Source organism: Acinetobacter sp. AB03 (genome assembly GCF_058107045.1).
In genome coordinates, this window is the sequence record NZ_JBUEBA010000002.1 from 2,760,056 (window position 1) to 2,772,481 (window position 12,426).

General features: G+C 43.0%; 11 protein-coding genes. 3 read left to right on the forward strand and 8 right to left on the reverse strand.

The features are described 5' to 3' along the window. Nucleotides 1-38 precede the first annotated feature (38 nt). From ACY3FQ_RS13925 to ACY3FQ_RS13950, 6 genes are all read right to left on the reverse strand, one after another. Nucleotides 39-797: a hypothetical protein gene (locus ACY3FQ_RS13925; protein WP_279044529.1), complete on the reverse strand. Its 759-nt coding sequence runs from the start codon at nt 795-797 to the stop codon at nt 39-41. Between the two features lie 47 nt (nt 798-844). After that, nucleotides 845-1,291, reverse strand: coding sequence for an NUDIX hydrolase (locus ACY3FQ_RS13930; protein WP_201953534.1), 447 nt, complete (start codon nt 1,289-1,291; stop codon nt 845-847). 96 nt (nt 1,292-1,387) lie between these two features. Further along, nucleotides 1,388-4,030: a type I DNA topoisomerase gene (topA, locus tag ACY3FQ_RS13935; RefSeq protein WP_184117767.1), complete on the reverse strand. Its 2,643-nt coding sequence runs from the start codon at nt 4,028-4,030 to the stop codon at nt 1,388-1,390. A 36-nt stretch (nt 4,031-4,066) separates the two neighbouring features. Further along, complete coding sequence (locus ACY3FQ_RS13940; RefSeq protein WP_004692510.1) at nt 4,067-4,516, reverse strand: ammonium transporter; 450 nt, start codon at nt 4,514-4,516, stop codon at nt 4,067-4,069. 70 nt (nt 4,517-4,586) lie between these two features. After that, a complete protein-coding gene (locus ACY3FQ_RS13945; protein WP_201953531.1) occupies nt 4,587-5,576 on the reverse strand; it encodes a hypothetical protein in 990 nt (329 codons plus the stop codon). Between the two features lie 179 nt (nt 5,577-5,755). Then, on the reverse strand, nt 5,756-6,001 hold the full coding sequence (locus ACY3FQ_RS13950) for a SlyX family protein (RefSeq protein WP_126038307.1): 246 nt from the start codon (nt 5,999-6,001) through the stop codon (nt 5,756-5,758). 35 nt (nt 6,002-6,036) lie between these two features. Between ACY3FQ_RS13950 and ACY3FQ_RS13955 the strand changes: the two genes are divergently transcribed. Beyond that, complete coding sequence (locus ACY3FQ_RS13955; RefSeq protein ID WP_201953528.1) at nt 6,037-7,932, forward strand: ATP-binding cassette domain-containing protein; 1,896 nt, start codon at nt 6,037-6,039, stop codon at nt 7,930-7,932. A gap of 51 nt (nt 7,933-7,983) precedes the next feature. On the opposite strand, the gene ACY3FQ_RS13960 is transcribed toward ACY3FQ_RS13955, so the two are convergent. After that, nucleotides 7,984-8,298, reverse strand: coding sequence for a hypothetical protein (locus ACY3FQ_RS13960; protein ID WP_201953524.1), 315 nt, complete (start codon nt 8,296-8,298; stop codon nt 7,984-7,986). Nucleotides 8,299-8,550: 252 nt separating this feature from the next. On the opposite strand from ACY3FQ_RS13960, the gene ACY3FQ_RS13965 reads away from it, so the two are divergent. After that, a complete protein-coding gene (locus tag ACY3FQ_RS13965) occupies nt 8,551-9,489 on the forward strand; it encodes an LpxL/LpxP family acyltransferase (RefSeq protein ID WP_201953521.1) in 939 nt (312 codons plus the stop codon). A gap of 290 nt (nt 9,490-9,779) precedes the next feature. Here ACY3FQ_RS13965 and ACY3FQ_RS13970 read toward each other — a convergent pair whose 3' ends face one another. Then, complete coding sequence (locus ACY3FQ_RS13970) at nt 9,780-10,889, reverse strand: endonuclease/exonuclease/phosphatase family protein (RefSeq protein WP_201953519.1); 1,110 nt, start codon at nt 10,887-10,889, stop codon at nt 9,780-9,782. A 185-nt stretch (nt 10,890-11,074) separates the two neighbouring features. On the opposite strand from ACY3FQ_RS13970, the gene asd reads away from it, so the two are divergent. Then, entirely contained in the window at nt 11,075-12,193 is a 1,119-nt protein-coding gene (asd, locus tag ACY3FQ_RS13975) for an aspartate-semialdehyde dehydrogenase (RefSeq protein WP_125274777.1), read from the forward strand. Nucleotides 12,194-12,426: the final 233 nt, after the last annotated feature.

The following is a 12,426-nucleotide window of genomic DNA, read 5'->3' on the forward strand; positions in this document are numbered from 1 at the left end:
TCAATCCATGCTGTGGATAAACTCAGCATTATCCACAGTTATTTTTTCCACCCAATTTCAATCGCAGTGATCTCATTCACCAATGTTTCATCAATCGATTCAGGCATTTTACTCTGTGTTTGTGAGGTTGGAATGTGCCCGGCCATTAATTCAGCTTTGGATTGAGGGAACAGCGGTTGTTGATTTGGATATGCATAGCCCGCAGGATACATCGGCTGTCCTGTGGCTAAGTCGTATTTATCACTGGCACCAAAGGCATGTAAAAGCTCATGTGCAAGAACGACTTTGTTTTGCTCGGTTTGCTTGTTAGATGCAAATAAATTCACCGAACCGATGCGACCTTTTTGCAAAGCTGTCGAGTGTTTCAGCTCTTTAGTCAGTGCTGAGTCATAATAGTTCAAATACAAAGTAACAGTTGGTGCACCATCTGAACCTTGATGGTTTTTCCATGCATAATAACGGAACTTTAAACTCCACAAGACCGTATCCAATAAACTTGCCTGTTCAGGTACTTTCGGCGGTAGCTGTTTGAGTTCGCGCCCAAGTTGGAAGTAAATCGCAATCGGTTGGCCGTGATATGTCGCCGACATCTGCTCTAAATAACCCTGTACCCCTTTTAAGTTTGCAGGCGTCAATTGCTGTATATATTGCTGAGTTGTACCTTGTCCATCAGCATTAACTGGATGGAGTAATACAATAATAGGCTTGCTCCAATCTTGGTTCTGATCCCGATAAGCGTTCAAAGCAACCACCAATAAAATCAGCAGCAAGATTAAAATACGAAGTTTTTTCCACATCTTTGATCCCCAATTTTTAATAATTTTTTATCACAATGATCAGCACATTACGTAATTTCTAAATGTATTATAGGTTGTTGTAATACAAAGTTTTCCCAAATAAAGTCGTATAATTTTCTTTGATTTGAAAATATAGCCAACGTTTTAGCTTCAGATAAGCTGCACCACCGATATTCAGTATGCTCATGATTCAATAGAACAGATTGGTTTTCAGCACAGAAGCCAACAAATGCGGGAATCATTTCAATCACATTCAAGCCTGGCTCATAAAACTGCTCGATGTAATCTGCGCTAAATAAACGTTGGGGCTGAATGGCGGTTTCTTCTTTGATTTCGCGAAGTATCGCTTGGCTGGCGGGCTCCTTTTCTTCAACCTTTCCTGCGACATGGCACCAATAATCACCTTTAACACGCTTCATCAATAACAGTTTAATTTCACTCTCAATTTTTGACAGTAAAACTGCGGATACAACAACAGAGCGAATAGGAATCATACATTAACCAGAATCTTTTTTTCTTTATAGCTGTGCATCATATAAAAAATGCCCACCAAAGTGAGCATTTCTTGATTATTTCTAAGCAATTAGAACTTAAGCTTCAACCCATTTTCCATCATTGAACACCAATGACCATTTGGTTTGCTTACCTTCAGGCGTTTCAGAACCAATATATTGCGCTTGATTCTTACGGCTAAATTTCACCAAAGTTGGATTCCCTTCAGGGTCAACATCAGGTGCTTGCAAAATAAACTGATACTTCGGATCAAGCTGATCGGCAACACTACGAAGTTCCGAAACTTTAGGTGCACGTGTTTCACGTACTTTCGGGAACTTACTTGCCGCCAAGAATAAACCTGCTGCCCCATCACGTAATACAAAAAAGTCATCATGCTTAGTTGAACGTAAATGTTCCATCTTAATCGGGTCTACACGCGGAGGTGCAGGCTGACCACTTTTTAAGACTTTACGTGTGTTATCACAGCTTGAGCAAGCAAAATAAGGTCCAAAACGACCCGTCTTCAGCTGCATTTCCCCATCACACTTATCACATGGAATGGTTGGACCATCATAACCTTTGATTTTGAACTCACCTTCTTCAAGTTCAAAACCAGCACAGTCTGGGTTATTACCACAGACATGTAGCTTACGACCACCATCGATCACATAACTGTCCATCGCAGTTTCACAGATTGGACAGCGTTTTTTCGACATCAAATCTGCCGTTTCTGCTGCGTCATCATCAGAAAGTGCGGCAAGTGATTCAACAGGCGTTAAGTTCAACGTGCCTTTACAACGCTCTTTCGGCGGTAAGTTATAGCCAGAACACCCTAAGAAGACACCTGTGGTTCCCGTACGAATCTGCATTGGGCGGTCACATTCTTTACAGTGAACTGCTTCCACCTCTACTGGTTGATTGCGGCGCATGCCGCCTTCACCTTGCGCATTGGTCAGGCGTTTTTTAAAGTCGCCATAGAAACTGTCAAGCAACTCTTTCCAATTGCGTTCACCATCGGCCACTTTATCGAGCTGACCTTCTAAGTCCGCGGTAAAGTCATAGTTCATGAGGTTATTGAAACTTTCATCTAAACGATCAGTAACAATTTCACCCATTTTTTCTGCATACAGACGGCGGTTCTCGAGTTTGACATAACCACGGTCTTGAATGGTCGAGATAATCGCCGCATAGGTCGATGGACGACCAATGCCCTTTTTCTCAAGCTCTTTCACCAATGACGCTTCAGTAAAACGTGCAGGTGGCTTGGTAAAGTGTTGCGATGGATCTAATTTTTCAAGCTTCAGAATTTCACCGACTTTCACCGCAGGCAATAACACATCATCGTCCGACTTGTTTTGACCACGTACTTTAGTGAAACCGTCAAAGACTAAGGTGCGACCTTTGGCTTTAAGCTCAACACCGTTGGCATCCACTAAAATAGTCGATGACAAGTATTCTGCTGGTGTCATTTGACACGCGACGAATTGACGCCAAATCAAATCATACAAACGTTGTGCATCACGTTCCACACCCACCAAGCTGTCGCCTTTTAACGCCACATTTGATGGACGAATCGCTTCGTGGGCTTCTTGTGCACCCGCTTTGTTACCATAGCGGTTCGGCTTAGCAGGCAAATATTTCGCACCAAACTCGGTCTCAATATGATGACGTACCATATTCACCGCATCGTCACTCAAAAAAGTCGAGTCGGTACGCATATAGGTAATAAAACCTGCTTCATACAAACGCTGCGCCAACATCATGGTTTTCTTCACAGAAAAACCCAGACGTGTACTGGCTGCTTGTTGTAAAGTCGAGGTGATATACGGCGCGCTCGGATTCACCTTGGTCGGTTTATCTTCACGTGCTGAAACTTTGTAATCTGCGTCTTTAATGAGCTTCAATAAAGCATCGGTATCGGCTTTATTGCGTAGCTTTAAGGCTTTACCTGCTTGTTTGACGGCTTCTAAACGAATCTCATCAGTTTGTGACTTAGTGTCTGCAAAAACTTGCCAGTATTCTTCGGGAATAAAGGCACGAATTTCACGCTCACGCTCAACCACCAGTTTAACTGCGACAGACTGAACACGGCCTGCCGATAAACCACGGGCAATTTTTTCCCAAAGTAAGGGCGAAATCATAAAGCCAACAACACGATCTAAAAAGCGGCGTGCTTGTTGCGCATTAACTTTATCGATATCAAGGCGTGCTGGATGCTTGAATGCATCTTGGATGGCATTTTTGGTAATTTCGTTGAACACCACACGTTGATAACGTGAGTCATCCCCACCAATCACTTCTTTTAAATGCCAAGCAATTGCCTCTCCTTCACGGTCCAAGTCCGTTGCGAGATAGACCTCGTCAACTTGCGAAGCAAGCTTTTTCAGTTCAGCAACCACATGCTCTTTGCCTGGAAGCACTTCATAATGTGCTTTCCAGTCATGCTCAGGATCAACCCCCATACGATTGACCAGTGCATTTTGTGCTTTTTCAGCTTTCTGAGCATCGGTCAGTTTGGTTCGTGTTGCTAGCTTCTTTTCTGCAGTCTTACTGGAACCACCTGTAGGTAAATCACGCACGTGACCCACAGACGACTTCACAATGTAATTCGAGCCTAAATATTTATTGATTGTTTTCGCTTTTGCAGGCGACTCCACAATCACTAAAGCACGCTTTTTCCCAGCCTCAGGAGAATCTGCTGTAGTACTTTTGGATGTGGACCGAGGAGCTTTCGCCATATTAACCGTTAATCCTGTTTCAATGGGTCTGTAAAATTAAAGTTCAGCCAAAGACTGTAAATATGCTTTCATGGCATCTAACTGGGTTGCTCTTAAGTCAGAATGCTCATCCCAATAGAGTCCCACGCAGTTTGCTTGCATATCAATAGCATAAATACCCTTTAATTCAATGGGTAAATGTTTAAACTTGTCATCACCTGTAATGAGCTCAAGCTGCTGATCAACAACGCGAGCGCGCATTAAAGGTAGGCGTGCTTCTGGAATCAGGACACTGTAGTACGCCACCATGCTGGCACGGTTTTCCGAAGCCATTGGTATTTTCGTCCAGTCAGGTGCTGCGACTAAACGCGGGTGTAAACCCATCTTGCGCGCTTTATCACGCATTTCACCTAAAGCTTTTTCTCTTGGACTTACACGAAGTCCAAAAATCGAGCCGAGGATGAATAAGATGATAAATCCGACAACCCAAATTCCAGTATTTTCCATAGCACAACCTTTTTATTCCTTTATTAGAGTTGCATAAGCACAATATAAAACGCAAGTTTGAACGATAAAATTAATTTAAGAACATTTCATGACTATATAGAACTTCGTGTCCATTCCAGTAAATATAGCCTTTATCGAGTAACTCTTTCAGTAACATACGCACATCTGACTTCGGAAACATTTGCTCAAGCAAATCACGTAGTGCATAGATATCTTTGGGTTTATTGGTTTTTAACTCGCGCAGTTTTCGTGCAACCTCAAGCTGTACAGGGTCAATCTGTGCAAAGTTTTTAAACAACTCTTGTTGCACGGACTGCGTATCTGCAGTTGGTTCAAGCTTATCCACGACACTGTCTTTTTGCAGTTGTTGTAGCGCTTGCTGCATGCTTTGCGGCTGTGAAATTGGGTCTTGTTCATCTAAATTCAGTGCCAACCACTGCTTCAACACTTTTTTACGAAAGCGAATTTGCTCATCATACCTTTTGATGATTTTGAGATTAATCAACATCCCCACTACCCGCTGCGTCTTTTCAGGTACGAGTTGCAAAATATTACTTATTGAATTTTTTAGACCGTCCAATGTGTTCGGCTTGCCTGACATTTTTCCCAAAGCATCACAATATTTTTTGACCATTTTTAAATAAGGCTGATTTTTGATGCTGTCTAAACTGGGAAGGTGACGTTGACTCGGTACAGCTTCAGACTGAATGAGGATCAAATTGCTCTGAATATCCGAAGATTGCATTAAGTCCAAAAGTATTTCTGCTGTATTGACCGCAGAGATAATTTCAACCTGCGTCTCTGGCTCAAGCAAAGCCATTAACTGCCCCACCACCACGGCATATTCGAACTCTTTTTGCTCGGCTTTGGGCGTGTCTAGAATCACCACTTGACCACTACTGATCCAAACAGCCAGTTCCGTCAAATCTTGCAATGCATACTCAAATTGACCTTGGCAATGAAACAAATACAAAGTCGGATAATGCTCCACAATCTCGCGCAACAATTTGGCAGTCGGAACATTATTTTCAAGGTCAAGAAGAACAACTTTTTGAGTCATAGGACAGTTTTTATGGGATGCACCAGAAAGCGGGTATTAGAGTAGGAACTGCATCAAAGGTCAAATGATTTCGTCAGTCAAATCGAGCTTTGAGTTGGGTAAAACAAAAAAAGAGACAAGGATCAGCAATATCTTCACCCCACATCACAGCATTTTTTAGCCCCAGACAGCAAATGCACTTAATAATGTGGTGGACGATCGGCCATCGGGTCAAATGTTGCAACTCCATCGGACAAATCTGAAGATTCAACACGTTGATACAAAATTTGCATTTGTTTTTTTAAATCAGCAATTTCCAGTCCTTGAATCACCAATTGTTCATTGAGTTGTTCAACTAAATCATCTAAAAATGCAATTCGGACTTGCAAATCTTCAATGGGTGCGGACAATGGCGCTTGATTATCAATATTTTGTTGTTTAGACACTTCAAGTCCTCATTTGAGATTTTTCAGGAAACATTATGGCCTATATTACTTTAAGGGATGTCCAACTTGCGTTTGGTGGACCTGCCTTGCTCGACGGCGCGAACTTTTCATTAGAGCGCGGTGAACGAGTGTGTTTAATTGGTCGTAATGGTGAAGGTAAGTCTACTTTACTTAAACTGATCGAGGGAAGCTTATTACCCGATTCTGGTGAAGTTTCTCTACAAAATGGCATTACCATTTCGATGTTGGCGCAAGACGTCCCAATGGACTCGGGCAAAGTGGCGGATATCGTGGCAGACGGCGCAGGTGAAGCCGCTGATGTGCTCAGAGCCTATCATGAAGCTAGTGATGCTTGTGTACTTGGAGACATGGAAGCGTGTGACCGCATGGGTAACTTGCAACACAAACTAGATCAGTTAGATGGCTGGGCTTTAGAAACCAAAGTCAATTCTATTTTAAGTAAAATGGGCCTAGACCCAGATGCCGATTTGGCCGATTTATCGGGTGGTCGTAAGCGCCGTGTGCTGCTTGCTCGTGCGCTCCTTACTCAACCCGATGTGCTATTACTGGACGAACCAACCAACCATTTGGACGTTGAAAGTATTGAATGGCTCGAGAAGTTTTTACTTGATCAAAATAATTTAACTTTACTGTTCATCTCGCATGACCGTTCATTTGTGGACAGCATTGCGACTCGAATTGTTGAACTCGACCGCGGCACTTTGCGCAGTTACGAGGGTAACTATTCACGCTACCTCGAACTAAAAGCAATGCAAATGGAAGCAGAAGAAAAGCAAAATGCTCTTTTTGATAAGCGCTTAGCTGAAGAAGAAGTATGGATTCGCCAAGGTATTAAAGCCCGTCGTACCCGTAACGAAGGTCGTGTTCGTGCCCTAAAAGAATTACGTGAACAATCTAAAGCACGCCGTTCACAACAAGGCAAGGTCAGCATGGCAACGCAAGATGCTAGTCGTTCAGGTAAAGTGGTCTTTGAAATTGAAAACTTAAGTGTTCGCTTTGGTCATGATGCACCTATCATCAAAGGCTTCTCCGCATTGGTGCTCCGCGGTGACCGTATTGGTCTTGTTGGTGACAACGGTGTCGGTAAAACCACCCTCATTAAAGCCATTTTAGGCGAACAAGAACATACGGGTACGGTAAAAACAGGTACGCAATTGGAAGTGGCTTACTTCGACCAATTACGTAATGCCCTCGACCTTGAAAAATCTGTCAAAGATAACGTGTCAGAAGGTTCTGACCATGTCGATGTGAATGGTAACCGTCGTCACATTTACAGCTATTTGCAAGATTTCTTGTTCTCACCAGAACGTGCGCGTACACCAGTCAAAGCTCTTTCAGGCGGTGAGCGTAACCGTATCCTTTTAGCCAAGTTACTACTTAAGCCATCTAACTTAATCGTGATGGACGAACCCACCAATGACTTGGATATGGTGACACTAGAGCTGCTAGAAGAAATGTTGTCCGACTACAAAGGCACCTTATTGCTTATTTCGCATGATCGTGCCTTTATGGATAACGTGGTAACCTCAACTTGGGTGTTCGATGGTAAAGGCAATATCGATGAATACATCGGTGGTTACCAAGATTACTTACAACAGCGACCAGACCAAACTGCGGTTGATCAAAAAAGTGCTGTGAAAAAAGCAGCGGCGAAAGCTGAAGCGAACGCAGCACCTGCTAAAAAAGTCAAACTCAGCTATAAAGATCAACGTGCGCTTGAACAACTGCCTTCCGAAATGGAAGCACTGGAAAAAGAGCAAGCGGAAATCAATGCCTCACTTGCAGATGGTTCACTATTTATTTCAGATGCAGACAAGGCTATGACATTGTCGAATCGTTTGACTGAAATTGATGAGCTATTGCTGGAAAAACTGGAACGTTGGGAAGAACTGGAAAATTTAACCAAATAATTTTCCGTAAGCTCCATAAAAAAACTCCGCACAATGCGGAGTTTTTTATATTTAACGCGGCGGGCGATGCCCACCACCGCCAGGATGTATGCCAGCACCTCCACCTGGATGTATCCCACCCCCGCCAGAATGAATTCCACCACCACCTGAATGACTACCTCCTGGATGGATATGATCAGGATGTTGCCCTCCTGGATGTCCACCGCCATGACCATTAGGTGGTGGACGATGGTTTTCTAGTGGAAAGGGTGCATACCCTGTCCAACCAAACCCATGATAATAATGATTATAATCATCATATGGACTATAGACACAGCCCGTTAAAGAAATGAATAGCACGCCGCAACTGATAATGTTTTTTAGCATTTTTACCCCCCTGTTCTTATCTTTCTTCTTAGTATTGAGAATTTCACCCAAATTAAAACAAAACAAATGTTGTGAGATATTTAGACCATGTTCTCCTCTGAGCATGAATACATCTTCTTCGCCCACCTCATAAAAACTATCACAACTTGATATGAGAAGGTCCTGTACAACAGGTTCATGGTGAAGATTGCATCTTCATTCTTGCTTCATGCTAAACTCGAAACATTCTTTTTTCAGCCTTTATCGCAATTTATGAGTTCGAAGCCAGACTATCAACCCGGTGAATTTCAGTGGTCTTTTCTGCATCCCAAATATTGGGGCGTTTGGATTGGTATCGTCTTTCTCATGATATTGGCGATTCTTCCATGGGCAATTCAACACCGACTGGCCACCCTCTTAGGCAATCTCGGTTTTAAATATCTGAAGTCGAGGCGTAAAACCACCGTTCGTAATCTGGAGGTGTGTTTCCCTGAATGGTCGGCCCAAGAAGTCCTTGAAAATGCCCGTTTAGTTTTTGTCGATCAAATGCTGGGCGTATTTGAAACGCTGAATGCGTGGTATAACCCAAAGTGGTTTACTGGCCGTGTTAGTATTGAAGGTTTAGAACATATTCAAAAAGCACAAGCAGAAGGTAAAGGCGCACTGCTTTTAGGAACCCACTCTACTTTGCTCGATGCGGGTGGTTATCTATGCGCGCAGTATTTTGAACCAGATGTGGTGTATCGCCCACAAAATAATCCACTGCTGGATATGCTCATCTACCGCTGCCGCGCCACCATTTATGCACATCAAATTGATCATGATGACATGCGTGGTTTGGTCCGCAACTTAAAAAATGGCCATGCCATTTGGTATAGTCCAGATCAAGACTTTGGTTTAAAACAAGGTGTTATGGCGCCATTTTTTGGCGTTCCCGCAGCGACAGTTACCGCACACCGTCGTTTATTGAAAATGACCAAAGCCGCAGCCATTCCTCTGTATTTTTATCGTGATGGGGATATTAAAAACCCACAATACAAAGTGTTGATTGAACCTGCGGTGGAAAACTTACCCAGTGAAGATGAAGTCGATGATGCGACACGCGTGAATCAAATTATTGAAAATCAACTCCGTATTGCTCCGACTCAATATATGTGGTTCCACCGTCGCTTTAAAACTCGCCCTGCAGGCTATGACAAGATTTATTCTTAACAAAAAAAGGGCTGCTTAAAAAGTTGAACCCGAGTTCTGCGTCCTGCAAAACTCGGGTACATGAGGTTGTGCTTTCAACGTTATTCTTGTTTTATTCGGTGGCATTCCATACCTACATCATATCCATGATGATTTCCATCAGCTTCAACTTCCATACTGGGATGATCCATTCCCGCTCCATCTGCTGATGAGACTAGAATACGGGGATACTAAATGACTAACCATTCGTCAGATTCCCAAATCCCTGTAAGCCATATCCTACACTGATGAAATCCGAGCACCCCGTATGTTTACTGGTAATCTTTGGCAATTTTATCTGTAACCTGCTTACCTTCTCGTTCCGCTTTCTCAATTCCATCTTCAATCGCCTCTTGCGCTTCTTGCTCATCGGCTTCGGTTTGTTCCAGCTCTTCTTGTGCCAGCTCAAACACCCGACCTGTTTGTAGCACCACATATACAGGAAAATGATCTGAACCAATATGTGCTAAACGCTGCATCTGTACTAAGGCAAAATCCGTACTGTGAAAAACATGATCCAGTGACCAGCGCAGCAAGGGGTAGTCGGCATGAAAAGTATTGACAAAATGTCGTCCGACGCGAGGATCTAGCAGCCCACTGATCCGTTGAAAAAGCCGTGTCGTACGCGACCATGCCACGTCATTCAAATCCCCCATCACAATGCAACTTTCATCCAAATCTTTAATCTGATCACCAACTATCAATAATTCAGCATCACGTAAAGTAGAGTCTTTGGCTTCGGTCGGACTTGGCGGTTTCGGGTGTAAGCAATACAGTTGCACTGGCTGTCCTGACCTTAAGATGACTGTGGCATGAATCGAAGGAATTTCATCGCTCAAAATAAACTTCACTTCAATATCTTTAAGCGCTAAACGACTATACAAGTGCATGCCGTACAGATTATCCAAAGGCACTGCAACCCGATAGGGATAGTCATCTTCCAGTACATTCAAGGCTTGTTGCCAATGTGCATCTGACTCTAAAGTCAAAATCAAATCCGGTTGATGCTGATGAATCTGCTGCAGCAATAAGTGATATTGAGTATTGGGCGTTAGTACATTCGACACAATTAAAGAAATCTGACGCTCTGACTGTAACTCTGTTTTGGTAACCGTTTTAACCTGTTTTTTCCACACAAAAGTATAAGGCAACACCATTTTGAGTTGGTACGCCACCGCCGCAATTAACCCAATCAAAATAGCTTCACGCACCCAATCCCAAGGCGCATCCCAAAGCAACATCAAGATAAATGCAATCAACCCCAACGCCAAAATCTGTAAGCGTGGAAAATCTGCACCTCGAAACCACCATTCATCTCGAGGAATCAGTGACCAGAAGCTTAACCAAATCACAACACATGCCAGCAACTCAACCCAGATCATAGATACCCACTCTTATATTCTTAATTTTTTGTAGATTCATAAATTAATATCAATTTTGCATGTAACATAAACAAGATATATTGCACAATATAATTGCTGTTTTCATTGTGTAGTGCTTGCAGTTAAGCGCTCTTTTGATACACTCGAATCCCCTTTTAATTTTTAACGCACCGAGGCAAAGTGACATGAAAGTAGGTCTGGTCGGTTGGCGCGGGATGGTTGGTTCCGTCCTTATGCAACGAATGGTTGAAGAGAATGATTTTGCTCATTTTGAGCCATTTTATTTCTCTACCAGTAATGCAGGCGGTGAAGCGCCTGCGTTTGGCGGTAAAACTGCCCCAGCACTTATGGATGCATCAGACATTAACAGTCTGAAGCAAATGGATGTCATTATTACCTGCCAAGGTGGCGACTATACCTCAGAAGTTTTCCCAAAGCTGAAAGCGGAAAACTGGGCAGGCTATTGGATTGATGCGGCATCTACACTTCGTATGGAAGATGAAGCCATTATCGTACTTGACCCTGTCAACATGAATGTCATTAAAGATGGTTTAGTGAACGGTACCAAAACATTCGTGGGCGGTAACTGTACAGTTTCACTGATGCTGATGGGCTTAGGTGGTTTATTCCAAAACAATTTAGTGGAATGGGCAACCTCGATGACTTATCAAGCAGCATCGGGTGCTGGTGCGCAAAATATGCGTGAACTGATCTCTGGTATGGGCTATTTGTACAACAACACCAAAGATTTGTTAGATGACCCACGCTCTCCAATTCTAGATATCGACTCTAAAATTGCGGAATTACAACGTGGCGAAGGTTTCCCTTCAGCAAACTTTGGCGTGCCATTAGCAGGCTCACTCATTCCTTATATCGACAAACAATTAGACAGCGGTCAGTCGAAAGAAGAATGGAAAGGTCAAGTTGAAACCAACAAGATCTTGGGCAACCAGCAAATCGTTCCGATTGACGGTCATTGTGTGCGTATTGGTGCGATGCGTTGTCACTCTCAAGCTTTAACTTTGAAGCTGAAGAAAGACGTGCCTCTCGATGAAATCGAAGATATGTTACGTAGCGCGAACCAATGGGCAAAAGTGGTTCCAAATACCCGTGAAGCGTCTATGACGGACTTAACACCTGTGGCTGTAACAGGCACATTAACAGTTCCTGTTGGTCGTCTACGCAAATTAAATATGGGCAAAGAGTACTTAGGTGCTTTCACTGTCGGTGATCAATTGCTTTGGGGTGCTGCGGAACCCTTACGTCGTATGCTCCGTATCCTGATTGACTACAAAAATACTTAAGTATTTACCCGCTAAAGTATTAAGCCGATCACACTTGATCGGCTTTTTTTTGTAACCTCAATGTTAACGTTTTACAAATAACACACAACTCGCTAATCTATAATTTTCGCTTTGCGATCTGTGACCGAGCTAAAGATTAAGATGACCGTAAATAACAAATTAAAGATAGCCATTTTAGCCATTATTGCTTCGCAAAATGTGAATGCGATCACTGTTGATCCTATTCAAATTCA